Annotated in this window: 21 protein-coding genes; 11 read left to right on the forward strand and 10 right to left on the reverse strand. The window is 57.2% G+C overall.

What is annotated here, in order from left to right:
* Positions 1-634: 634 nt before the first annotated feature.
* On the forward strand, positions 635-1552 hold the full coding sequence (locus tag O2S87_RS10610; RefSeq protein ID WP_475408765.1) for a D-2-hydroxyacid dehydrogenase: 918 nt from the start codon (positions 635-637) through the stop codon (positions 1550-1552).
* A gap of 15 nt (positions 1553-1567) precedes the next feature.
* Here the strand turns inward: O2S87_RS10610 and O2S87_RS10615 are convergent, their stop codons facing one another.
* The 7 genes from O2S87_RS10615 to rdfA all read right to left on the reverse strand — a co-directional run bounded on the left by O2S87_RS10615 (position 1568) and on the right by rdfA (position 9338).
* Complete coding sequence (locus O2S87_RS10615) at positions 1568-2287, reverse strand: fumarylacetoacetate hydrolase family protein (RefSeq protein WP_475408766.1); 720 nt, start codon at positions 2285-2287, stop codon at positions 1568-1570.
* A gap of 119 nt (positions 2288-2406) precedes the next feature.
* Positions 2407-3579, reverse strand: coding sequence for an XdhC family protein (locus tag O2S87_RS10620; RefSeq protein WP_475408767.1), 1173 nt, complete (start codon positions 3577-3579; stop codon positions 2407-2409).
* Between the two features lie 61 nt (positions 3580-3640).
* Entirely contained in the window at positions 3641-4525 is an 885-nt protein-coding gene (locus O2S87_RS10625) for an FAD binding domain-containing protein (RefSeq protein ID WP_475408768.1), read from the reverse strand.
* Positions 4526-4781: 256 nt separating this feature from the next.
* A complete protein-coding gene (locus O2S87_RS10630; RefSeq protein WP_475408769.1) occupies positions 4782-5315 on the reverse strand; it encodes a hypothetical protein in 534 nt (177 codons plus the stop codon).
* 343 nt (positions 5316-5658) lie between these two features.
* Complete coding sequence (locus tag O2S87_RS10635) at positions 5659-6705, reverse strand: DUF8073 domain-containing protein (protein WP_475408770.1); 1047 nt, start codon at positions 6703-6705, stop codon at positions 5659-5661.
* A 204-nt stretch (positions 6706-6909) separates the two neighbouring features.
* Positions 6910-8694: an archaea-specific SMC-related protein gene (locus tag O2S87_RS10640; protein ID WP_475408771.1), complete on the reverse strand. Its 1785-nt coding sequence runs from the start codon at positions 8692-8694 to the stop codon at positions 6910-6912.
* Between the two features lie 2 nt (positions 8695-8696).
* Positions 8697-9338, reverse strand: a complete 642-nt coding sequence (gene rdfA / locus O2S87_RS10645) for a rod-determining factor RdfA (protein WP_475408772.1) — start codon at positions 9336-9338, stop codon at positions 8697-8699.
* 634 nt (positions 9339-9972) lie between these two features.
* Between rdfA and O2S87_RS10650 the strand changes: the two genes are divergently transcribed.
* The 4 genes from O2S87_RS10650 (at position 9973) to O2S87_RS10665 (ending at position 16385) form a co-directional block, all read left to right on the forward strand.
* On the forward strand, positions 9973-10521 hold the full coding sequence (locus O2S87_RS10650) for a (2Fe-2S)-binding protein (protein ID WP_475408773.1): 549 nt from the start codon (positions 9973-9975) through the stop codon (positions 10519-10521).
* On the forward strand, positions 10518-12986 hold the full coding sequence (locus O2S87_RS10655) for a xanthine dehydrogenase family protein molybdopterin-binding subunit (protein WP_475408774.1): 2469 nt from the start codon (positions 10518-10520) through the stop codon (positions 12984-12986). Before O2S87_RS10650 ends, O2S87_RS10655 begins: the two co-directional genes overlap by 4 nt.
* Complete coding sequence (locus O2S87_RS10660) at positions 12983-14671, forward strand: adenine deaminase (protein ID WP_475408775.1); 1689 nt, start codon at positions 12983-12985, stop codon at positions 14669-14671. The genes O2S87_RS10655 and O2S87_RS10660 overlap by 4 nt, the downstream gene beginning before the upstream one ends.
* 298 nt (positions 14672-14969) lie before the next feature.
* Positions 14970-16385 (forward strand): amidohydrolase family protein, encoded by a 1416-nt coding sequence (locus O2S87_RS10665; RefSeq protein WP_475408776.1) that lies wholly within the window; start codon positions 14970-14972, stop codon positions 16383-16385.
* Positions 16386-16460: 75 nt separating this feature from the next.
* Here the strand turns inward: O2S87_RS10665 and O2S87_RS10670 are convergent, their stop codons facing one another.
* On the reverse strand, positions 16461-17795 hold the full coding sequence (locus tag O2S87_RS10670; RefSeq protein WP_475408777.1) for a 5'-deoxyadenosine deaminase: 1335 nt from the start codon (positions 17793-17795) through the stop codon (positions 16461-16463).
* A gap of 149 nt (positions 17796-17944) precedes the next feature.
* Between O2S87_RS10670 and O2S87_RS10675 the strand changes: the two genes are divergently transcribed.
* Complete coding sequence (locus tag O2S87_RS10675) at positions 17945-18139, forward strand: 30S ribosomal protein S17e (protein ID WP_475408778.1); 195 nt, start codon at positions 17945-17947, stop codon at positions 18137-18139.
* 43 nt (positions 18140-18182) lie between these two features.
* Here the strand turns inward: O2S87_RS10675 and O2S87_RS10680 are convergent, their stop codons facing one another.
* Entirely contained in the window at positions 18183-19559 is a 1377-nt protein-coding gene (locus O2S87_RS10680; RefSeq protein ID WP_475408779.1) for a dihydroorotase, read from the reverse strand.
* Positions 19560-19938: 379 nt separating this feature from the next.
* The gene (locus O2S87_RS10685; RefSeq protein WP_475408790.1) at positions 19939-21309 is read right to left on the reverse strand and encodes a uracil-xanthine permease family protein; all 1371 of its coding nucleotides are present in this window, start codon (positions 21307-21309) and stop codon (positions 19939-19941) included.
* Between the two features lie 392 nt (positions 21310-21701).
* On the opposite strand from O2S87_RS10685, the gene uraD reads away from it, so the two are divergent.
* The 5 genes from uraD to O2S87_RS10710 all read left to right on the forward strand — a co-directional run bounded on the left by uraD (position 21702) and on the right by O2S87_RS10710 (position 25768).
* Positions 21702-22205 (forward strand): 2-oxo-4-hydroxy-4-carboxy-5-ureidoimidazoline decarboxylase, encoded by a 504-nt coding sequence (gene uraD, locus O2S87_RS10690; protein ID WP_475408780.1) that lies wholly within the window; start codon positions 21702-21704, stop codon positions 22203-22205.
* Positions 22206-22535: 330 nt separating this feature from the next.
* A complete protein-coding gene (pucL, locus tag O2S87_RS10695; protein WP_475408781.1) occupies positions 22536-23504 on the forward strand; it encodes a factor-independent urate hydroxylase in 969 nt (322 codons plus the stop codon).
* Complete coding sequence (gene uraH, locus O2S87_RS10700; RefSeq protein ID WP_475408782.1) at positions 23501-23851, forward strand: hydroxyisourate hydrolase; 351 nt, start codon at positions 23501-23503, stop codon at positions 23849-23851. Before pucL ends, uraH begins: the two co-directional genes overlap by 4 nt.
* A gap of 108 nt (positions 23852-23959) precedes the next feature.
* Positions 23960-25231 carry a hydantoinase/carbamoylase family amidase gene (locus O2S87_RS10705; RefSeq protein WP_475408783.1) on the forward strand — a complete coding sequence of 424 codons (1272 nt, stop codon included), beginning with the start codon at positions 23960-23962 and terminating at the stop codon, positions 25229-25231.
* 132 nt (positions 25232-25363) lie between these two features.
* A complete protein-coding gene (locus O2S87_RS10710; RefSeq protein WP_475408791.1) occupies positions 25364-25768 on the forward strand; it encodes a DUF3830 family protein in 405 nt (134 codons plus the stop codon).
* Positions 25769-26004 lie beyond the last annotated feature (236 nt).

The following is a 26004-nucleotide window of genomic DNA, read 5'->3' on the forward strand; positions in this document are numbered from 1 at the left end:
GCGAAACACGCTTGATACCTTCTGAGAAACCCTGCGGCATCTCCGTGGTCGTGTGCAAGTTCTTTCATTGCTCTCTTTCTTCAGCCGTGGCAATCAGCTTGCCGGATTAACCCCAGAAGTAGTGCTAATGTACTAACTTATATCCACGTGGCTACACAATCGGTGTGATTAAACGATTAACTTCAACCTTTTTTGTATTCTTCGGCAGAGAAGTGGGTATTATTAAAGAGAGTTCTGTAAAATAAGTGTTTTATACAGGCCCAATATGGTCACATTTTAAAGAACTTGATGGGCACCGACATATTGCCACAAGAAAATTTTATGTTAGGGTTACGAATATATAAAAACAGAATAGCATAATCTCTATAAACAGTTCTGTATCACCAAATTCCTGAACAGAATAGTTCTGGTTTACTTCATAAGGAGGCTACCAATTCATGTGATGATGATTCAACATCTCTCATACCAAAATCCGAATGTAACTAATTGGGTACCTCTATGAGTAGCGAGCTACTAACAATAAAATAAAAATGGAAATTAAGAAATAAATGGTCATAAATCAAACTTGGTCGACAAAACCCTCAACAAATGTACTGCTATCAGCAACTGAACCCTTCACAATGGAGCTAACGCGATGACCGATATTGTCGTCTTAGACCACAAAATACACGGGTTATCAGCCGCTGACTACGCCGATACCTTGCAGGCACAACTCCCCGAGTATGAGGTACAACTTGCAAAAACACCAGCGCAAAAGACCAACCTTTTACAAGAAGCAACGATTGCAACCGGATATACGATCGATCAAGCACTTGTTGAGAAATCCGAGACGCTGTCGTTATTCGTCTGTACCTTCGCCGGGACCGGCCACTTGCCGCTTGATGCACTCGAAGCCCACGATGTTGCGGTTCAAAACGCCTCCGGTGTTCACGGCCCGAACATCGCTGAACAGGTTTTGGGCTACATTCTCACGTTCGTACGCCAACTTGACAGAGCATGGCGACAGAAACAGCAGACAGAGTGGAACCATTACCAAGCAGGTGAACTCAAAGGGTCGACGGCAACGGTCGTCGGTCTCGGGCCGATCGGCCAAACGATCGTCGACCGACTCAACGCGTTCGGCGTTTCAACCATCGGGGTCCGATATACACCCTCTAAGGGCGGACCGGCCGATGAAATAATTGGCTTCGATGAGGCGGATCTCAACGATGCACTCGTTCGAACAGATCATCTCGTCTTAGCGTGTCCACTTACCGAGACTACCGAGGGGTTGATTGACGAGGAGGCACTGATGTTGTTGCCAACCGACGCAACAGTGACTAACATCGCTCGTGGCGAAGTCATCGATACGGATGCGCTCGTCGATGCGCTGCAAACTAACAAACTTTGTGGGGCTGCTCTCGACGTGACAGACCCCGAGCCACTCCCGTCCGAGAGCCCGTTATGGGAGCTACAGAACTGCCAGATTACACCGCACAATGCAGGCCACACGCCGAACTACTGGGACCGCTGTACGGAGATCGTCTCCAAGGCAATTGCGACCCACACCTAAGAGGGCCACACAGGGTTAACGGGACGACACAACCGTATTGCAAAGCGTTCCAATCCCATCGTACGTGATTTCGATGGTGTCGCCGGGCGTGATCGTTCCCGGGTTCGCTGGGCTGCCGAAGGCGACAACATCGCCCGGCTGGAAGGTAACTCTCTCTGAAAGAAACGAGATGATGTCATACGGGTCGAATAGCATCTGGTCTGTGGTCGCTGACTGCCGTTGCTCTCCGTTGATCACCGTTTTCATCTCGATGCCGTAGGGATCGATATCTGTCTCGATCCATGGTCCCAGTGGACCGGACGTATCGAAAGCTTTCCGTGCGGTCCGTCCCGGTTGGTCGAGAGCGTCGACATCGTTCAAAACTGTATACCCTCGCACAACCGTAGGAACGTCTTGGGAGGACATATCGTGACACTGTTTGTCGATGACTGCTGCGAGTTCGCCAGCGTACGTCAACTCCTCGGTCCACTCAGGGTAGTGGATCGGTTGGTCAGGACCCGTAAGCGCGGTCGGTGGTTTGATGAAGAAATCCGGCTCGTCGGGGCGGTCGTACTCCATCTGAGAGAGTGTCTCGGCGTAGTTCCGTCCGACGCAGTAGATCGCTGAGGGCGAACACGGGTATGTGAGATGCCCATCATCGCCAACCACCGTTTCTCCCTCAGGGGTCGTGACAACGCCGTCCTCGTAGCGACCAGTGAGCACTCCGTCCGGTGTGCGCAGTCGTGCAATCCGCATAGAATAGCGAGGAGGTGTATCGAATAAATATATACCGAGAGCTTTCCATGAAGCGTGAACGCCTCTATATCAACCCCTTCAAACGGGTTGAATATGTGACCGACGACAGATCGCGTCGGTTAGCCGTCGTCGACCGACTGTGTGATCGGTGACCGTGCGTGGATCGGTCCGGTCCGGTCCGTGAGGTGGTTGGGATCTCGGTCATGGTGGACGGCTGTTAGCTCGGCGACGATGCTCTGGGCGATGTGGAACGGAGTCCCACCGCCGAGGTCGAGGCCAGCCGGGGTGTAGATGCGATCTCGTTCGGCGGCGCTGAACGTACGTCCCTCGGCGGCGAACGCGTCCTGCATTTCCTCGAACCGCTGTCGTGACCCCACCAGCCCGACGTATTCGACGGGCGTCGCAAGTAATTCGTTGAGGGCGATCCGGTCGTCGACGAAGTTGTGTGACATCACGATCGTGTATGTGTCGGTATCGAACTCGAGGTGCTCGCGAATATCCGCGGGAGCTATCGTGCGGACGTGATCAGCAACGGGGAATCGTTCGTCTACCCCGACTGTCCCCCGGAACGTGACGACAGTGACACTGAAACCGGCCCGCGTTGCCAGTTCGACGACCGGAGAGACATCGTGTCCGCTTCCGAAGACGATCAGTTCGGGCGACATGCAGACACTGTCGACGAACACGTCGACTGTCTTACCCTCCCAGTCGACCGTGATGCTGTCGGAGGCGTCGACCGCCAGCAACTCGGCCGTCGGCTCGGTCAGTGAGGTGAGCAGCTCGTCGGGCCAGTCGGTTGCTGCTGTTTCGAACGAGAGATTCCGGTAGTCGGCTGTTCCCGTCGGGCGGGCGAAGACGTGGCCACCCCGCTCAATGTCCGTCCCGACCCCGTCGAGCATAGTCAGAACGGCTATGTCTTCGACGGCTTCGTATGCCTCAGCGACTGGTCGGTATGCCGCATCTAGTGGTTCGAGCAGGATGTCGACCACGCCATTGCAACCAACACCGAGGCCCCAGACATCGTTGCTGCCGGTGAGATCGAACCGTTCGATGTATGGCTCACTGTCGGCCACTACCTGCTCGGCGAGTTCATACACCTCGTCTTGCAAACAGCCAGCGGTGATCGCGCCGACACCACCGCCATCGGCTATGACCATCTTTGCACCCGGACGTCGGTAGGCACTCCCCTCGACGTCGACGACAGTTGCGAGGACTGCCTGCTGATTGGTGACCCCGTCAACGATGGCATCCAGGACTTCCGTTTCCGGTGTGCTCCAGTGTTCAGACGTCATCCATCGGTCCTCGGTGTTAGCTGTGTAGTGGCGATCATTCGGTGGACTAATACGAACTGGATCACGCTGAAACGGTGAGCCCGACACGCTCGGCGGTCCGCTTGAGTGCCTGCTGTGTATATACCTCAAGAAGCTGCATACGGAAAGTAGCCGACGCTTGGCTGTCGTCTATCAGTTGTGAGTCGTCGATACCTGCGGTCGCCTGTGGTGCTGCAGCCGCTATCGTCTCGGTATCGAGCTGATTCCCCTCGAGAGCGGCTTCGACCCCGTCGAGTCGAAGACCGTGATTCGTCACCCCATTGGCGGCAACACGAGCCGTAGACACCATTCCCTTGTCGACTGACACGCGGGCTGCGACACCCAGCAGCGTGTACCTCGCAGACGGGCTTTGGGTTTTGCTGTAGGCACCGCTGGTGTCTTCGCTCACGAGAGGGACCTCGATTCGTGTGAGCAGTTCGTCCTCGTCGAGGGCTGTCGTACGCATCGGCCGAAAGAAATCGTCAGCATCGATGCGACGCTCCCCGTGGCGGCTCGTTGCAATGAGCGTCGCATCGCTGGCGATAATTGCAGCCGAAAGGTCCGACGTCGGTTCCGGACGAACGAGGTTGCCTCCAAGGGTCGCACGGTTCCGCACCTGCGTATCACCAATCTCGCGGATTGCTTCTGGCAACACGGTTGCACGGTCCCAGAGTTCGTCTGTGTCGACGATCTCACTGTAGGTCGTCAACGCACCGACGTGCATTACATCTCCCTCACGCTTGATACCCTGCATGGCATCAATCCCGCCGATGTCGACGACCGTCTCCGGGTCGGCCAAACCGACTTCCATGTTCGGCAGTAGCGTATGCCCCCCTGCCAGCACCGCTGGGTCGGGATACTCCTCTAACAACTCTAAAGCATGTCCAACGGTCTTGGCCCGAAGGTATTCGAACTCGTCGGCGTCCATCACACTTGACCCCCGTTCGCGGTAACCGTACGCTGAATCTGTTTGTCAATTAATAACATACCGACGCTTTCGCCGTCATCCGATTTTAAAACGTCGCCAACCACATCGGCAACTGTCTGTGTCACAATTCTATGTGGCGGTGTGGTAGTGGTGTTGTTACGTCTGCCAAGCAGTTGCTTATTTTGCCGTGACGCCAAAATGACGTGTAACCCAGGTTCTCTCAGCCGTTTTGGTTATGATCGATTGACGAAGTCGGCTAGCTCTCCGGCAGCAGGCTGCGCGTCGCAATAAGATCGACGATGGTACTGCTGTCCATGATTTCGGGGTCGACGTCGGACGAATTGGTCGTAGGAGTGTACTGCTTGATAGTGAATGAATCGAGGGAGTTTCTGTTGTCGGTGACCTGTTCGAGGACTTCGATCCGTTCGTCGGTGGTCGTGTTCCGATAGGCGTTTCCAACTTCGAATCCGACCGCAGGAACATTTTCCGGCCACTCCCAAGCGAACTCCCGTGCGTACTCTCCGAGTTGCCAGACGAGCTGTTCGATCCCCGCTGCGTCGTCCGTGGCACTCTCTGTGTGGTCTTTGAGAGTTCGATCCCAGTAGTCGATGACACACGCTTTGAGATCCGCTTCGAGGTCGTCTTCAGTGAGCTTCTGCTCGATCGGGTAGCCGATTTCAATAGCAACGATTGCGTGGTGGTCGAGATTGACAAGACAGTGTTGGCACTCCATTTCGAATGCCGAGACACTCATTTGATCCTCAACAGTGAGATAGGCTATTTCGGTCACACAGTTCGGACACCATAGAAACACAATACCATTATCGGGAAACAACAATTCGTCTATGACAGTTAGATCGACGAAAGGCTTGTCTGTCGTCGGGGTGGGTTCGGTTACGGACGCTCCATCGGTTGTTTCGACGCCTTTGCCTGCGAACTTTGCGAGTTCACGGTCTTTCAACAACGACTTGATAACTGAATCGTTGGAGGAATGTGATTCGGCTTCTCTGATCCGCTCAATTTGCTTTTTTGTCCATTCTCGGATACGAATTGTTGCCATTATATCAACTTTCGTCCGTGTTACTCATACCTCTTTCCCACGGTCTACCGTCTGGTGGTTCATACTGGCTCTTTTATTGTTGAGCAGCATTGATGCGTCTGACAACCTCATCTGGCGAGACTGTAATCTGATCGGCGGCCAGGCGATGGGAGACGAAATCGATAAGACCGAACTCTTGGAGGAACCGCGTGGCAGCGCTTCGGTTCACGCCGATGTGTTGAGTGACCCCATGGACTGTCTGGGACTGGTTGATCGCGTCTGCGAGTCCGGCGACAGTCAACGTTTCCGGGAGATCAATGTCGCTTTTCACAACTGGGTCCTCACACCGCTGTGTGGATGCTTCGGCTACCACGTCTCTGACCGGTGTGGTAGCGAACGGTGACTGCTCGGTGGCACCGCCCACTGTTACGTTCCCGCCGTCAGTAACAGCGCTCGCTGTCTCTTGGGTCTTTATTTCATCACCGACTCCCGAGGACGTATCAGTCTGGTCGTCCGAGGTCAACACGTCGGTGTCGGGATCTGCGTCTGCTGGTGCCTCGGTTTCGGTACTGACTGTGGCAGGACCATGGGAATTACCAGAGTCAGTCTGATCGTTCTTTTCGTTACGTGCTCTGGCATCTATGTACGATTTCGGTCTAGTATCATCCGGATCATGGATGTCGTACTCAATCATGTGTCGCCGGACGGTTTCCGAGGTGACATCGACCCCGAGTGCGTCGGTCATTTCCGGGAAGGAACTGTACTGTTCGTATACGGCCTGTAGCGCGTCCGGATTTTTGTATGCGGGAACTGCCTCCACGTTAGATTGACCACTTGTAGTGTAAGTTTCATTTGGTCTGTTAACGTGTGTCAATTGTTTTGATTCGCTGGCCGACACCGTGACTGTCAGGTCGACTGCGACAGCCCCGTCCTCAATGGCGGCGTTTTCGGCGTTTATTGATACTTTGTCTCTCATGTTATCGTCAGTCAGGATCGGCACAGTGACGGCGAGCTCAGCCGTAACTTCGCTGTCTGTGCTCGATAGGTCTTGATCCATTTCGGCGTGCTGAACCGTAGTCCCTGATGATTCTAACCGTGCGAGTACCTCTGAAAGCTCTTTGAAACTGTTACTGGCCACCATACTTGGTTCTCCGGTCACGTCGTATTCTCTCCCGCCATTACATAAATATTGCCCCAAGCGTCCAGAGTAATTCGATTGAGTGTTATGATTGTTGTGTTCTCTATAGTATAAACGGACATTCGTCCTCAAACAATAGCAGTTAAGAGACTCTGATGGACACAGCGCAGTCCGTAACTGGCCAACCGACTACCTCTAAGAAGGGTGTTAGTTGGGTTTGATCGTCCCTTCGTTTGCTACAGTCCACACGGTGGGGTCGATTCGGTGGCCATCGAAAGCAGTGTACTCCGGATAGGCAGTAAAGACGAGATACTCCGTCCGATCTCGAAGATACTCGACGAGCGTATGCAGGTTCTCATCGTCGAGGCCACCGACGCGGTCGACGACCATTATGGGGACGGACTCGGCCACATCGAACGACTGCCAGCCAGCCAGCGCCGCCACGAACCCGATGAGTTCTAGTTCACCCTCGCTGAGCGCCGTGAGGCTGGCCTCACGGCCGTCGCGGGCGACGACGATGTCGAAGTCGGCTGTGAGTCGGGCGGACTCGAACCCTGTTTCGAACTGGGAGACGATATCGTCGATCGCCTGGTCGAACGCGTCCCGTGCCTCGCGTTTGATTCGGTCCTTCCGGCTTCTGAGATCTTCGATTTCGGTCCGAATCGTCTCCAGTTGCGTCTCGAGCCTGTCGATTTTGGCGGTTCGCGCGTCGAGTTTGTCAAGTTCGGCCGTCGCATCGTTGAGTTCGGCCTCACGGTATTTGATTTCGCTCTCGATATCTGAGCGATCCGACATCGTCTCGTCGACCCTCTCGGCCAGTTCGTCGACGCGCGTGCTCGCGGCGTCCAGCCGCTGCTGTGCATCCGCTAGACTCTGTTGTCTGTCGGCGAGTTGCTCTTTGAGTTCGAATATGTCGGCTTTGAGATCCTGCTCGCGGTGTTGTATCTGCTGTTGCTGCTCACGGCGGGCTTCGAGTTCTTGGACCCTGTCGCGATACTGTTCGGCCGCTGCTCTATGCTCGGTCAGTTGGGTTCCGAGCGCTTCGAGTTGTGCTTCGATATCCTCTCGCGTCGTGTCATTCCCGCAGGTCCAGCAGGTGACCGTGTCACCAGCGATGTTGCGCTGGACATCTGTAATCAAATCGAACCGATTCTCGTCAAGAACCATTTCAGTGGCAGAATACAGCGACTGGAGGATCTCTGCGTCTCGTTTGACACTATCTAGCTCTCCTCGCACACGTTCGAGCTGTTCGTCGACGTTCTCGTGATCAGGAACGTCGATCGATTCGAGTTCCGTACGGTGTTCCGAAAGTCGGTTTCGTGTGCGTTCGATGCTCTGTTCGAGCTGATCGACCTGTTTTTCGGCCTGCCGCTTCTCGGAGCGAGCCTGATTCAACTGCTGTTGTGTCGATGTCTCGCCCTCGTCGTCTCCTGTCTCGATAGCCTCACGCTGCTCGCGCAACTCCTCGATTTCTCGGTCGAGTCTCGTGACTTTCTGTTGAACGCTCGGCAGTCGTTTACGTGCCTCGGTGGCCTGCGAGAGCTCAGACTCGACTCGCTCACGTTCGCGTTTCAACTCGGCGATCTGTTCATCGATGTTCTGGAAGTCCAGCGGACGTAAGAGTACGTTTTCGAGGTTTTTGCCCCGTCGAACAGCGCGTCTGATCTCATTGTGTTCATCCAGACAGGCGAACAGTTCAGCACGAACGACATCGTATTCGTCGTCGAGATACGGCGTTCCCTCACTGCTGACAGCCGACCCGTTTCGAACGAGCTGTACCGTAACGTCTCTAGCTGGTGTGTGCAGGTCGACGTGACCCGAGTCCGCACCCTCTGTCAGCTCGGTTGAGGTCCCGAGTGCCGTCTTGATTGCCTCAACGAAGCTTGATTTACCCTGCCAGTTAGCGGCTTGAACGGCGTTCAGACCGGGTTCGATAGTTGCACTCCCGTGTAGAATCCCGGCAATCCGCTTGATATCGATTGTCCAAACCATAGTTAGTTTTGAGAAAGCCGCTGTGTATTGTGTGTTTCACAGACGTACCCCCGTTCAACTGCGACATCGAAGGGGACTCGTGTCGGACACGACTGGCAGCTGAGTTGGATCTGCACATCGATACCAGCAGTCTCACCGCCAGCAAGCGTTCCTTTGTTTGCGAGCGTCAAAAGCGCCGACTCCGTTTTTTCCTCTGTGATTTCGATTACTTTCTGAATGCTTTCTTTTTCCCAGTTCGTACTCGCTGTCTGGGGTTCCTTGTAGCCGTCCAGACACTCTTGGAGGTGTATCCGCATCGTTCCCCACGACACCAGATCACGCTGGAGTCGATCGCTGTCGATTCCGTCGCCACGCAAACTCTCGGCTACTTCCTCACTAACGAGGTCGTCGTTGCTTGTGAGTATCTCGTAGTCGCTGTCGAGTCTTGCACCGAGTGTTTCACGCCCGTGTTCGTCGTAAACGGCCTTTAACAGTCGTTTGTTGAACCATTCGGTGAGTGATCGATACCCCATCGCGGTTCGCTTGCCAGTACCCGTCCAACGGGCAAGCAGTCCCTCGTCGATAGAGTCGTAGATGGGGTCAGTCGATGCGAGATCGTACCGCTCGATCACGCCATCTACCTTACAACTAGTGTCAGGAGCCATTACGACTACAACTTGTAGCTGCGATTTATATCTTGGTACACAGTGTGTACAGAGCGTGTACGCCACTGAATAGATTCCACTTTTGCGGCTCAGGCCCGTAATAATATACACCCTTAGGGTGTTAATCTCCATCTACTCGGAGCGATGGCTGACGACATACAACCCTTCCAGTGGCTTTTGGTGACACATCTTCATGCGCTGTTCAGGCCTCGTCTACGCTCTGTCGACGCTCCGCGTTTCGCACTGTGGCACATAGGCAGTGAAAAACACCACCCGTACACGCTCTGTGGGACCCCCACACAGGAGAACAGATGTGTCGCAAATGTGTCGCGTGTGCCGTCACCCCGTCCGACCGAAGATCGCAGTCCCCCAATCACCACCGACAGAACTCCTGTGAGCTGCGCTCGAAGTGACTGTCCTCTGTGTGGCCGATTAACAGCAACTATATTAAAAATTTGGACCAAAATGGCTCAAAACAAGCATGAATAGAACTTTCTGGTCAAATATCCCTATGTGTGGGCTATTTGATGCGAAGATTGAAAACAATTCTCGACAGACAGATACTCATGAGAGAGATATGCACAGCGCGGTTCGATAGCGAGCCGATCGACGGCTTTCATACACAGGGACTACTATGAAAATCGATTTCACGTTGAACGGCGAGGCGGTGAGGCTTCCAGCAGCACGCTCGGATTCGCTGCTCGACGTTCTCCGGCAGTCTGGCTATACTGGCGCAAAACGTGGCTGTAACACCGGTGATTGTGGGTTCTGTACTGTCATCGTCGACGGCGAGCCGATAAAGTCGTGTATCGAGCCAGCCGTCCGGCTCGATGGTGCGGAGGTCGAGACCATTGAGAGTTTGGGTACCCAAGACAAACTCCACCCGATTCAGGCGGCCTTCGTCGACAATGCGGCCCTCCAGTGTGGCTTTTGTATTCCGGGCATGATCATGCGAACGAAAGGACTGCTCGAAACGAATCCCGACCCCACCAACGAGGAGATCAGGGAGGCGCTCTCGGGCAACCTCTGTCGGTGTACCGGCTACGAGAAGATACTCGATGCCGTCGCCGATGCCGCGGATCGAGTGGCGAGCGAAACGGAGGTGGCTGCTGATGGCGGCCGGATACCCGACGCCCAATCGTGTGCTGGTTGTGACTGTTACTCTAGTGGTGAGGGCCAATGAGTAGGCCCGGCACACCGGGCGACGACGGCCAACTCGATAAATCGGGGTCGACGGAGGCTATCTCTCATACCGAATGGGACGAACACCCGGAAAATACAAAAGCCGAAGACGAGCGTAGGTCGGTATCGAGTCGAACGGAGAAATCCGACGCCCGCAAGATCGTCACCGGCGAAGCAAGATACACAGCCGACCACGCTTTAGCCTTCCAAGACCTCGCAGAAGCAGCCGTCGTTCGCTCGGAGATCGCACACGGCGTCGTCACCGATATCGAGACGAGTGCCGCCGCAGAGATGGATGGAGTCTACGCTGTCATCACACCAGACTCGCCGTCAGTTCCCGACAAACCTTACACGTCGGCCGGACAGTCGTATCCCGAGCCCTCACCACTGGACCTCCACGTCCTTCGAAAGCGAGTGCGCTATGTCGGCGATCCCATCGCTGCGGTCGCTGCCAAGGACGCTGCTACCGCGAGGGCTGCCGCTCGCCAAATAACGGTCACCTACGACGAGCACGACGCCGTCTTCGATACCGAGGCGGCTATCGATGAGGCCGCGCCGCAGCTCCACGACCGAGACGACATCGAGAACCCACAGCCCGGTGCGGACTACGAACGGAACATCGAAGCCCACGGAGAAGGCGAAATCGGCGATGTCGACGCTGCCTTTGAGGCGGCAGCCACGAGAGATGATCGAACCGTCGTCGAAACCGAGTGGGAGACACCCTACCAGTCCCACTGCGTCCCCGAACCACACACGACGATTGCCCACCGCGACGAGGACAACCGGTATCACCTCGTGACCAGCACACAGGTTCCGTACCACGTGCGCCGCCAGCTGGCACATCTGTTCGATGTTCCGATCCGGGATGTTCGGGTGACGAAACCACAGGTCGGAGCCGGGTTCGGCGCCAAACAGTCGATGGTGATCGAGCCGATCACGCTCGCGTTAGCGTTGGCGGCCGACCGCCCAGTCAAACTGGAGGCGACGCGGCGCGAAGAGTTCCACGCGATGCGACTTCGTCGACCCTCTCGCGTCAGTATTCGGAGCGTTGTAACCGACGATGGTGAACTCGACGCCCTCGATATGTCGGTGGTGACCAACTCTGGTGCGTACGGTCCCCACGGCATGACCGCAGCCAGTGCCGTTGGTAAAAAACCACTGCCGTTGTACACCCACACACCGAATATCCGGTTCGAGATGGACGCAGTCCACACGAACCTGCCGATAGCGGGGGCGATGCGTGGGTATGGTGCGCCACAAGGGCATTTTGCCGTCGAGGGACACATGGACGAGGTTGCCCGCGAACTGGACATTGACCCCATCGACTTCCGCGCTCGGAACTGCATTGGTGAGGGCGATCTCGACATCGCCTCGGGGATTCTCAAGAACGGGGAGTACGGCCGTCGCATCCGGTCGTGTGGTCTCAAAGAATGCATCGAGCAGGGCAAAGCTGCTATCGGTTGGGATGAGGTCGACCAGCCGGAAGAGGACTACCTCCATCGTGCATGTGGTATGGCACTAGCAACACAGGGCAGCGGTATCCCAGGCGACGAGCTCGGGGCTGCACACATCAAAATGAACGAAGACGGCTCCTTTATTCTCCAGACAGGGGCCGTCGACATCGGGACGGGAGCCGATACGGCGATGTCCCAGATTGCGGCCGAGGTACTCGGTGCTCCGCCGGAGGATATTGTCGTCCAGCCGTCGGATACGGACATCTCACCGTTCGATTACGGTGCCTACGCCTCTTCGACGACGTATGTGACCGGGCAGGCAGTACAGAAAGCCGCGCTGGATGCTCGTGATCAACTGTTCGAGTTCGCTGCAGAGTTGCTGGACGAACCAGCCGCCACACTTGCAGCGCGTGACGGGAAGGTATACGCGGAGGAGACAGGTGAATCGGTCTCGCTCGAAGAGATCGGATACGCGTCCATCTATGGTGATGAAGTACGTGCACAGATAATGGGCGAGGCGAGCCACAGTACAGACGAGTCTCCGCCCCCATTCGGCGCACAGTTCGTGGATGTCACTGTCGACGAGCGGACCGGCGAGTTTGAGGTTCACGATCTCGTGTTCGCCGTCGACTGTGGGGTGGCGATCAACCCCGATCTTGCGGAGGGACAGGTGACTGGGGCGATGCATATGAGCTACGAACTGGCGACGGGTGCCGACCTCTCGTTCACCGACGACGGCACGCCGGAGACGCTCGGATTCCGCCATTACGGTATGCCGCGAACGTCCGACCAGCCTCCACTGAGGCCGATTCTGATCGAAACTCACGAACCGACTGGACCATTCGGTGCGAAATCGATCGCCGAGATTCCAACCAACGCCGTCCCACCGGCGTTGAGCAACGCGATTCGACGCGCTGTCGGCGTCCGAATCAACAATCTACCGATCACCGCAGAGAAAATCAAAACCGAACTCGACAGAACAGATGATCGAAACCGTGGTGGATCACAGTGACCGAACCGGTCGACCTGCTGGTCAAGGGAAGGGTTGTCGACGTCAATACCGGCACCCTTGAAGATCGGGCCATCGCCATCGACGACGGCGAGATCGTCGCCTTCGGGGAGCGGCCGGCGTCCCGTGTGCTTCAAGCAGCGTACGTGACGCCTGGACTCATCGACGCCCACACCCATATCGAGGCGTCGATGGTTACCGTTCCACAGTACGGCGCAGCAGTCGTGCCACACGGGGTGACAAGTGTCGTCCACGACCCACACGAGATAGCGAACGTGCTGGGACCTGCGGGCGTGCGTGACTTCGGTGCTGATGCCGACAGGACGCCGCTGAAACCGCGGATGACGGTCCCATCGTCAGTGCCTGCGACCGCGCTGCAGGACGCCGGGGGGTCGGTCGACGCGAAGGCGGTCGAGGACCTCCTTACATCGGACCGAGCCATCGCACTCGGAGAGGTGATGGACCTGCCAGCCGTACTCGATGGCGACGAAGAGATCCACGCGAAGATTACGGCCGCACGCGACCACGGCCTGACAGTCGACGGGCACGTCCCCGGTGTGACCGACTCCTCGCTGCAGGAGCTCGCTCGGTATCTCGACACCGACCACGAGAGCGTGACCCTCGAGGAGGCACGAGCCAAAGCTGACGCTGGCTTCCGCGTCTATCTGCGAGAGGGGTCGACGAGCAAGAACCTCGATGCGCTCATCGACATCATCGACGAGGTGGACAGCCGTCGGCTCTCGCTGTGTACCGACGACCGAAGCGTGGTCGACATCCTCGAACGGGGCGGAATCAACGAGGCCGTTCAGAAAGCGATAACATTGGGCGTCGACCCGGTCACGGCAGTGCAGATGGCGACGCTGAACACCGCCGAGGCGTACGATCTCCCGTTTGGACGGATCGAACCCGGCGCACCCGCCGATTTGGTGCTGCTCTCGGAGCTCGAATCCTGGTCCGTCGAGCACGTCATCGTCGATGGCGTCGTCGACCCAACAGCCGATTCGACCACCCCGAACCAGTCGGCGGTCACAACTGATACCGTCACGTTTGACCCTGTCGCTCCATCTGATCTGGCTATCGAACACACGGGACCGGGACCGATCGAGGTTCGTGCCGAGTCCGCCATCGGCAGTTTCCGGACTGAATGCAGGACAGCAACAGTCTCCATCGATACCGTGGACCCACCTGCCGGAACCGATGGTGTTCTCCTGGGCGACCGCGAGGCGGACGTGCTCCCGATGGCCGTCATCGAACGACACGGCGGCCCCGGAAACGTGGGGTGTGGGTTCGTCCACAACCTCGGCCTCGACCGTGGTGCGATTGCCACGACGGTCGCACACGATGCACACAACTGCATCGTGGCCGGTGTCTCTCACGACGCGATGGCAACCGTCGCAAACCACCTCCGCGAGGTCGGTGGCGGTATCGCCGTCTTCGACCCAGCAAGCGATTCATTCACCACACTCCGGCTGCCGGTCGCTGGCCTCATCTCAGATGCACCGATCGATGAGACGGCCGACTCGTTCGAGGCTGTCGCGGACGCAGCGGCCGATATCGGCCTTACAGTGCCGGGAGGCATCCTCGAACTGACGTATCTCGCACTCGAAGTTATCCCGACCCATCGGCTGACCAACAACGGTCTCGTAAATGTCGAGACCGGCGAGTACGTCGACGTTGTTGTCGACTGAGCGCAAAGGCACGTATGGGGTGGCTCTCCCAGATTTTTGTATGGAGACGATTCGATTCGAACCGTTGGAACTCGATGCCGTCGAATAGGACGACCCGAACGCTCACTGGCTAGCTGGATTTCCATTGAGGACCGCCGGTGGTGGAGGCCTGAGTTGGCACACGAATGAGCGGACACGAACCATTAAGTGCCGATTCAGAGACGTCAAATCCAATGACTGCAGCAACTGATCACCTGAGTTTGCATTCGGCACGACTGACCACGTCGACTGTGCTAGCCCTGCGTGGTGGTGTGACCCAATGACCGACCTGCTCGTGACAAACGGACGCGTCATTACCCAAGATGTCGATCGGACGGTGATTGAGGACGGAGCCGTTGCCATCGAGGGCGATGAGATCACCGCAGTCGGGAGCACCGACGAACTTCGCGGCGCACACGCCACCGGTCGTGTTATTGACGCAGAGGGCGGCGCTGTCATCCCCGGACTGGTCAATCCCCACACACACGTCTCGGATATTCTGCTTCGCGGCTCGTTCGCTGAGGACCGCGGCCTGTTGGACTGGCTCTACAACGTCAAACGGCCGGGTACACTCGCAATGGACCCCGACGAGCACGCACTCGCGGCGACGTTGTACTGCATCGAGGCGATCCAGTCGGGCGTGACGACGTTCGTCGAAAACGATACGGAAGTTCTCTGGGACGACTGGTCGACCATCGAGGCGAAACTCGATGTCTACGACCGGGCGGGCATCCGAAACATCTACGGCGCGGGCATGGTCGACCGCGGTGCCGATGCGGAATTCCAAGCGCTCGTCACCGATATTCAGGCCCGAGAGGACGGTGTCGACCATCCGCCACTGGACACGTTTGTCGAGGAGACCGACGCCGTCGTCGCCGAAGTCGACTCGCTGATCGAGACCTACAACGGGACTGCCAACGGTCGACAGTCAATCTGGCCAGCGCCGGTCGTCGTCGAAACCACGACGAACCGCTGTTTCCGGGAAGCCTACGCACTTGCCGAGAAACACGACGTGATGACGACCGCCCACGTCGCCGAGGCCGAGGCCCAAGAGCAGCGCGACATCTCCAGCATCGAGTACCTCCGCAACGTCGACTACCTCGGCGAGCGAACGCTGCTGGGCCACTGCGTCCAGATCGATGCGAGCGACGTCCGAACGCTCGCTGAAACCGGTACGTCGGTCGCGCACAACTTTATGGCGAACATGCGCCTTGCGACTGGATTCGCACCGGTCGTGAAGATGCTCGATACGGGCCTCACCGTTGGCCTCGGAACCGACAACTCGATCTTGAGCGATACGGTCAATCCACTCAGCGATGTTCGTGCCATGGCTGGCGGCCACAAGGGCTACCACCGCGATGCCGGTGTCGTCGACGCACAGACAGCCTTCGATATGATCACCATAGAGGCCGCAGCCGCTATCGGCCGCGCCGACAGCCTCGGCTCGCTCGAAGTGGGAAAACAGGCGGATTTCGCAATCGTCGACCTCGACCACCCACACCTGACCCCCAGCAGGGACCCGGTGTTCACACTTGTCCATGCCGCCCAGGGCTTTGAGGTCGAAATGGTGGTCTGTGCTGGAGACATCGTTATGGAAGGCCGCGAGGTGCAATCATTTGATGAATCCCTCGATAGCATCCTCTCGCGAGCCGCGCGGGCGGCGGAGGACATCGCCGACCGAACCGGCTACCAGTGATCTTGCGGGCACCCAGTCGACCAGTAGTAAGATCGCAACCAGTCTGTGACCGTTCAAACGCTCGAAACAACGATGCTATGGCTTCTGTCCGTGTGCGGCTTTCCGTTCTTCTTTGAGATCCATTCGGAGACCGGTTTCGCTCCCACGTTGACGGATTTCGTCAGCATCGACGACGGTCACCTCCCCGTGTTCCATGAGGACGGTCCCGTCGACCATGGTGAACTCCACGTCGTCACCGTGGGCGGCAAAAACAAGGTACGAGAACACGTCGTGCATCGGGACCGCACGGGTCCGGTCAGTGTTGAGTCCGATAATATCAGCTCGCCATCCCTCCCGGAGCGCTCCGAGGTCGTCCAACCCTGCGGCTTTCGCGCCGTTTCGCGTTGCCATCTCGAAGATCGTCCGTGCCGGGGTGGCAGTCGGCTCCAACTGGTCGACTTTCTGTAAGAGGCTTGCTTGTCGCATCTCGGTAAGTGGATCGAGCGTGTTGTTGCACGGTGCACCATCGTTGCCCAGCGCGACGTTGATCCCGCGGTCGAGGTAGTCCTCGATGGGTGCGACACCACTTGCGAGTTTCATATTCGACGACGGGCAGTGGGTGACGTGGGTACCGGTCTCGGCGAGAACCTCGCGTTCGCTCTCGTCGGTCCACACGCAGTGTGCCAAGACCACGTCGTCGCCGGTGAGACCCACCTCGTCGAGCCAGTGGATGTTCCGCATCCCGGTGTCGGATTCGACCGTTTCGATCTCGCTACGGTTTTCGCTGGCGTGGGTGTGAATCCGAACCCCGTCGTAGGCATCGGCCAACTCGCGGGCACCGCGGAGACACCGTTCGCTACAGGAGACCGCAAACCGCGGGGTTACTGCATACCGGATTCGGTCATCGAATGCGCCGTGGTAGGCCTCAATCAGCCGTTCGGACTCCGCGAGCGCCTGATCGGTATCCTCTTCGAGCCCATCGGGCGAGCGCTGGTCCATCAGCACCTTGCCGAGGACGCCGCGAATGCCTAACTCGCCAGCGGCCTCGAAGGCACGGTCGGCGTGTGCGACCGAGAGGTGATCGATGCACGTCGTCGTGCCACTCTCTATTAGCTCTAAATAGCCGAGTTTAGCGGCGATCTCCATCTCGTCGGCCGACAGCGACGCCTCCATCGGGAGCACGTACTCGAACAACCAGTCGAGCAGTTCAGTGTCGTCGGCGATCCCGCGCCCCAAACTCTGAACTGAGTGGATGTGTCCGCCGACGAACCCGGGAAGTAACATATCGTAGGAGTGCGTCTCTCTGTTCCCGTACTGATCGACAAGCTCGTCTTGGTGGCCTACAGCTTCGATGTTTGAGCCGTCGACGACGACAGCACCATCCTCGATCACGGTTGTCGAATCTACAATAACCGTTCCGGTTAGTATCATTCCCCTCTCGGGTACCGGGTGACGACTCAAAAACGTCTCCCCTGCAACAGCGCCACAGGTCGGTCACACACGTCGTCAACACGGACGGATCGTCCACAGTCCAAATGGTCCGCGAAAGAACTATTCGTCAGGTCGGTCGATTGCGTAGCATGACACTGAACGCCGAAGAGATCATCAATATCGGAGATACCCTTCTCCAGCGGCATCCGGATCGCTTCACCGACAGCTTTGAGACGAACCAGCATCGGGTGTCGACTCTGACCGACGTCGAGTCACGGCGGGTCCGGAACCGGATTGCAGGGTACATCACCAGACAACAACAGAGCCGATCCCAACAGGTCTGAACTGTGATATTTCGACACCACTTCACTGCCGATTTGCTCTCACTTACTGATCCCAGTCGGGAACGACACGGCTGAGGAACCGTCCATGTCCCGGTTCGGCGACGATCTCGCCACTGTCGGCGACCAGTGTTCCGCGGACGAACGTTTTTTTAACTCGTCCGGTCACCTGACGGCCGTCGTAGATAGAGTAGTCCGCATTGGAGTGGTTGCGGGCTGCATTGATCGTGTACGTCTCGTCGGGATCGAACACCACGAGGTCGGCGTCGGCACCCGGTTCAATCCGCCCCTTCGAGGGGAGTCCAAACGTACGGGCTGGATTGGTACACATGAGACGGACGAGAGACGGATACGACAGGCTACGCTGGTTCACGGCCTCGTCGTGGAAGACCGGGAGGCTCGTCTGGAGGCTGTTGACACCGAAAGCACTCTCCCACCAAGGGCCGCCCTCCTTTCGGCTCGTGGGGATGGCGACGTGGTCGGTCGAGACAACGGAGAGCGTGCCATCGTAGAGGCGGTCGAACAGTGCGTCGATGTCGTCCGGAGTCCGCAACGGTGGGGCCATGATTCCACGGTTCCCGAGGCGGCCGAGGGCGTCGTCGTCAAGCGCAGTATAGTGCGTACACGTTTCGGCTCTGACGTTCGAGCCGTCGGTTCGGACCGACACGAGGGCGTCAGCTGCCGCCTTCGAGGTCGTGTGGACGCCGTAGTACTTGGCGTCGGCCGCGACGGCGAGTCGGGCAGCCGCTTCAGCCGCCATCGCCTCGGCGTAGTCCGGCCGCGACCGGGGGTAGGCCGATGCTGACTCGCTCGACGGCTCCGATTTTATTACTCTCGTCCGCTCGGTGCACACCGAGTAGTCTTCGGTGTGGACCATGCCGACCGCACCGAGCTCGGCAAGCCGGTGGAACACCTCACCGATGAACCCGTTGGAGAGCCGGATATCGTCAGTCGTGAACATCTTGAACGAGGTGACACCCGCGTCGACGAGCGCCGGGAGTTCGTCGAGCACCGCAGGTGTCTCTTGGGTGATCACGGGATGATGCCCACAATCGATCAAGGGGGCGGCCCCGTCTTTGTGGCGCTCGATAGCTCCTGAGAGGGTCCCCGCATCGTCCCACTCGCCGTCGTCCCATCCCTGCCACGCGAATGTCAAGAGAGTGGTGACACCACCCGCAGCGGCTGCTGCGGTCCCGGTTTCGTAGGAGTCGACGGTGTTGTAGCCCGCGAGATGGGTGTGTGGGTCGACCACGCCCGGGAGGACGAGGTTTCCACCGACATCGATTTGTCGGTCAGCCGGTGGGAGCGCGTGTTCGTCGCCAACGCCGATGATCGTTCCATCGTCGATGCCGACAGCCGCATTGAACATCGAATCTGCGGTCACGACAGTCCCGCCAGTGAGTAGGGTCTCTATTGCTGCCATACTCTCTCGCTCTCGCTCGGGCCGAGGCGATCCCTTATGCGTGTCTTTGCTCGGGGATATCTTCCATTTCTCCCAGGATGTCCAGTGGATGAGCGTGTGGCACTATCAAGCCCTCGCGATAGCGTGTAACCGACAGAATCGGATCGCCTGTCCGTGAGGCTGTTTTGCTGAGTCGCTTGCATTGTCACAGATATCAGCCTACATGTATTTATAACCCGAAACCCCCCACAGAGACATCTACTAGCCACACATCCCATCCTGGACTCTCCGACCGATCAAAGAGGGAGTCGACTACGGACTACACAACAAATCACAATATCGGGCATTTCGGGAGTAACGACGCCGGTCGCGAGTGCGGAACCAAACAGCGTCTATACCATCAGTCGTCGTCTGTCGGTTGAAGAGTCGACGGGGCGGGTTCAGGTGCATCAAACAACGGACTGGAAGTACCGGGGACAAACGTATTCAGTAACAACGCCCCGAGTCCAGTCATGATAACCGGCTCTCCAAAGATTGTCTGTGCGCCGGCAGGCAGCCCTGAAAGTGCGTCCGGAACACTCGTGACACCCAACCCGAGACTGAGCGATACTGCGATGATAATCATGTTACGCCGATTCATTTCGATATTCAAAAAGAGCAAACGCATACCACTTGCAGTAACCATCCCAACCATAACTAAGACGGCTCCTCCAAACACTGCGGAGGGAATCGTCGTTACAATGGCCCCAAATTTGGGAACGAGTCCGAGCCCGACGAGAATGAGGCCTCCGATGCCGACAATGTGTCGACTCATCACGCCGGTGAAGTTGATGATGCCGACGTTCTGCGAGAACGATGTCTGTGGGAACGATCCGAAGACGGCCCCGATAGCGCTGATGAATCCGTCCGCGAAAATCCCGCCACGGAACTCTGTTTCGGTCGGGTTTCGGCCCTCTGCGGCAGTAATACCGGCCATATCTCCGATCGTTTCCATGCCTGATACAAGGAACAGAAACAGGAACGTAAGGAGTGGGACCGCCTCGAAACTGAATCCGAACCGTCCCGGTGTCGGGACGGCGAACCATGCCGCATCGGACACCGGTGTAAAGTCGACGACGCCGAACGCAACTGCGACAGTGTAGCCAACACTGATTCCAATAATAATACTCAGTACGCGCCAGATCCCAGTTAAAAGCAGATTAAAAAGCACTGCGATTGCGAGAACTAGTGCGGCTAGTCCGAGGTTTTGCATTGAGCCGAAGTTTTCGGCCTCGACGCCGCCTGCAGCGTACTCCATCCCGGTCGGAATGAGATACAGACCGATGATAATCACGATAAGACCGGTAACCAGTGGCGGAAAGAACGATTCGAGTCTCTTGAACTGCCAGCCAAGGAGGAAGGGAACGACGAAGGCTGCGATCAGAATTGACCCAAAGACAACATCCAGGCCGGAACTTGCGCCAATCGAGCTCATAGCCCCGACGAAGGCGAAGCTCGTTCCCATTACAATCGGTAGCTTGGCACCGACAGGCCCGACAGTATAGGCCTGAACGAGGGTTGCGACGCCTGCGAAGAGGATGGCCATCTGTACCAAAAACGTCGTGTCGCCAGTCCCTAATCCCGCAGCCCCTGCAACGATGAACGCAACTGCAGTTGAGGGGACAATCATAACTGACACGTGTTGTAATCCGAGGAGTATTGATTCTAGTAACGGAGGTTTTTCTTCAATCCCGTACTTGATATCAATCTCATTGCCGCTATTGTTGGACATGAGTATGAAAAGGTGAAGTGCATCTATACTTAAAATTTTGTTCGACAACATACATGACATATGTCTGTGCCATCGTCCGATTCAGAGAATCCGAGAAACGAGTAGGTCTTGATACCGTCGCTTCATACGGCGTCCGGCACAGTATGGAACAGTGGCCAACGAACAGTTTGACGTAACCCGATGCGATGGCCGACTCTCTAACCAGTGAGATCGCCGAGCAGAGGCCGTTGTCGATGCTGGCTGTGGTCGCGGAGTTGTCGAAATTCCCGTTCTCCCATCCGCCGAGGCACCACTGGTTGGTGTCACAACCGCACCTGTGTGTCGTCCCACATCCAGCGCTTTCTCCTTGCCGTTCGGTGATTTAACTTATCATTAGACGGTACGCCGAGGAGATGGCTGAACTCATACTCGAAGAGTTGAACGATATGGATCGAACGTCGTTCGTCGATACCCTAGGTAGTGTGTATGAAACGTCTCCTTGGGTGGCCGAGCGAGCGTGGTCGGACCGACCGTTCGACTCCGTCGACGCTGTTCACGAGAGTATGAAACGAATCGTCGATAACGCATCCCGAGAACGGAAGCTCAAACTACTGCGAGAACACCCCGATCTCGGCGAACAAACCGAAATGACCGATGCGTCCCGTGAGGAACAGGCGTCTGCAGGTCTTGACCAAATGTCTCGAAACCAGTATGAGGCTTTTCAGCGACTCAACAAAACCTACCGTGAGAAATTCGAGTTCCCGTTCATCATGGCGGTGAAAGGTGCGTCCCCCGACGTAATTCAAGAAACGATGGAGTCCCGAGTCGACAGTTCGGAGACCGAAGAGTTCCGGACTGCCCTATACGAAGTACACGAAATCGCACGGTTGCGGCTTGACGAACTGCTGAGGTCCTAACTGAGCGCCGTATGTGTGGCATGTGGCACAACTACATGGGCGCATCCGACGATTCACTCCTGCCGGATCAGAAATGAGACGGCATGAAACCGGAACCGACGGGTTTCGGAACCGAGAACAGGCATCGGAGCCTCGACACATGTTTTGTGGATTAGCAAATGTATGCGGTGACAACCGGACGATTGTCGAAATCTTTGCCAGTGAAAAGATATTTTATATAGTCGATAGCAGTGATGAGTGAAAGATGAAAAAGACAGGAACGCGGGCGGTCGGAGCGTGGAATCCGAAACGAGAGGTCTCTGACGTGACGGCCGGAGGGACTGAAAAACGATGAGCGACAGCGAGTTGTCGGACGCCGGCCAGCGAACGATGAACTACGGCAAAGAGAACGTCGCCGTCTATCGGACGTATGGGACTCCGCTGGAGGGCGTTCGGACGATTCCGGAGTCGGATTTCGATGGCCGGAGCAACGTACTCTTCGGACTGGAAGTCCGTGTGCAGGTCGAAGGTGAGGAGTTCCTGCCGTCGTTTAGCGACGGAGACAACAGTATGGTTGTCGCGACAGATTCGATGAAGAACTTTATTCTCCACCACGCAGGGGAGTACGAGGGCGCGACACTCGAGGGGTTCCTCCAGTTCGTGGGATCGTTGCTCTTGGAAACCTACTCGCAGATGGATGCTGTGCGGATGTCCGCCGACGAGCTCCCCTTCGACGAGCGACCCGTGCCCGGGAGCGATGGCTTCGAGGGCAGTGATCTCGTCTTCGGTGTCTCCCATGGGGAGTCGGCGTTCGGGGAACTCTATCTGACTCGGGGCAACGACGGGCCGGTCGTCGAGGAACACCAGAGCGGTGTCACCGGGATCGAACTGGTCAAAGTGAAGGATAATTCGTTCGTCGGCTACGTGGACGATGAGTACACGACCCTCCCCGAACGGGAGAATAGAACGCTGTACGTCGCTATGGATATCTTCTGGACGTACGCGGAGTCGGCGGACGCGCTCGGAGACGACCCACAGCGCTACGTTCCCGCCGAGCAGGTGCGCGATATCGCACAGACCGTCTTCCACGAACTCGACGTGAACTCGATTCAAGACCTGATCTATCAAGTCGGGTTGCGGGTTCTCAAACGGTATCCGCAGCTCGAATCGGTCAGCTTCGAGGCGAACAACCGCACATGGATCAAAGAACGCGACGATCTGGACGGGGACGCGAAGGTGCTGCGGGAACCGCCGCGGCCGACCGGCTTCCAGCAGTTTTCGATGGATCGTCGCGACCTCGACAGTGAGGACTCAGCATGAGTGGCGAGCTAACGACCCACGTCCTCGACACTGGCCGGGAGGGTCCTGCTGAAGGTGTCGAGGTGACACTGCAACGACTGGACAGCGATGGGGCGGACGAGACGATCGCTCACGGGGTCACCAACAACGACGGTCGGCTTGACGAACCACTGTTGACCAATTCCGAGATGGAGACCGGCACGTATCAACTGCTCTTCGATGTCGGCGCATACTATCGGCAGGGTCCCTCGGAGTCGACGTTCTTGGAGACGGTCCCTGTCCGGTTCATTATCGATAATGCTGACGACCATTATCACGTCCCGCTGTTGTTGTCACCCGGTGGGTACACGACCTACCGAGGAAGCTGAAACAGTGCCTCCGATGATAACTTCCGGACACCGTGTCGGTCATGTAACCCCTACCCTATGCCCACTCAATCGGCGGACAGTGGCCGCAACACACGTGATAGTGGACCGATGACCGAGCCCCGGTTCCCGGTCGACGGTGACCGACTCCGGCAAGATATCGAGCGGAATGCCCAATTCGGTACTGTCGCAGCCGAAGATGGGCGCGGCCGAACAGTGCTTCCGGGGACCACGCCAAACCAACAGGCCCGCGAAAGCCTCGTCGACCAACTGATCCGGGCGGATCTGACCGTCGACACCGATGCTGTCGGTAATATCACTGGAACATGGCTACCAGAGGGATGTGATCCCAGGGCCGCACCGGTAGCGCTTGGAAGTCACCTCGACTCTGTTCCGAACGGTGGCATCTTTGACGGCCCACTTGGGGTCTACGCGGGTCTTGAAGCCGTTCGGGCACTCCAAGACGCCGATGTATCTCCTACACGGCCGATTCAGGTCGTCTGTTTCACCGGTGAAGAGGGAACACGATTCGCCGATGGAGTGCTCGGATCGTCGGTGGCCGCTGGCCTGCTCGACACCGACGTGGCACTCGAACTGTCGGATGGCTCAGAAACACTTCGTGAGGCGTTACGAGATATCGGGTTCCATGGTGAGGGGCGTCTCGATGCGACTGACTGGCACGCGTGGCTGGAACTCCACGTCGAACAGAGCGAGAGGCTTGAACAGCAGGATGTTTCGGCCGGAGTCGTGACGACGATCACCGGGACCACGAGGCTTCACGGGACAATCGAAGGAACGGCCGAACACTCCGGCTCTACATCGATGGCAGATCGAACGGACGCCCTTGCGGCGGCCAGCGAACTCGTTCTCGTACTCGAACAAGCGGCACAAGACGCCGCTGCACCGGATGGAACTGCCGTCGCAACGATTGGAGAACTCTCCGTTGATCCAGGTGTTGTCAACGTCATCCCGGGTCAGATCGAGTTCAGCGCCGACATCCGAGACGTTGACCAAACAGAGATCGACCGACTTGTCGACTGGGTCAACGCGGAACTCGAAACGCTCGAAGCCGACCGCGGCGTTAAGACGGCACTCGACTGCTCATATGAGGTGTCGCCCGTGGACATGGCACCGACGTGTCGTAACGCGTTACACGACGCAGGGGATGCCCTCGGCATCGAAACCGTCGACCTTCACTCGGGGGCTGGACACGATACGATGCAGATAGCCACCGCAACCGACGCAGGCTTGTTATTTGCCCCGTCCCGGGGCGGGCATTCACACAACCCCCTCGAATGGACTGACTGGTGGGACTGTACTGCTGCGACCGAAGTTCTCACCGAAGCACTCTACTCACTCGCTACTTGTGAGGCTGACACATGACACACTATGAAACACAACCAATGGTAAGACACCAAGACGGTGTTCGAACGATAGCGGAGACAGCACTGGGATCGAACAAAACCCGACAGGCTTCACAACTGACTAGAGGGCCGAACGGTGAGTGATCTCGAACTGATCGTCGACGGGGACGTGTTATCTGCAACGTTCCTACCCGAGGTCGCTCCGGAATCGGTTGCGGCTGTGCGGGAACTGGCTCCTCTGCATACCGAACTGATGCACGTCCGGTGGAGTGGTCACGCAACCTGGATCAACATCGACGAGATCGATCTCCCGGAGATCCCACGTGAGAACCATACGGTCTATCCGTCCTACGGGGATCTACTACTGTACCCAGGGTATCGGAACGAACAGGAAATTCTCATTCCGTGTGGACCGACTTGTTTCAAAAGTCCGGCTGGTGAACTCGCTGGCAATCACTTTGCGACGCTCGAAACACCGCGCGATGTGCTCACTACAATAGAAGAGCGGACACTAAAGGAGGGTGTTCTTGACCTAACACTTCGATTGGTCGACTAGGGGTTCGGTCTTCGGATCCAATCATTGAACGCGATATCGTGAGCTGTGAGCATCCGAGCTTCCTCGGTCGAGATTCGTGTGACTGCCACGAATCGATGCGGCAACTTTGAGCGTGAGTCCGGACTCGATGTCCACGGGCGTGATCATTGCTTGACGTACTTATCGCTTATTCACATATTCATTCGAGTGTGACTGGACCTCACGAGTATTGATTCGTTGAAAAAGACGTGGAGTTC

This window comes from Halohasta sp. A2, assembly GCF_056175805.1.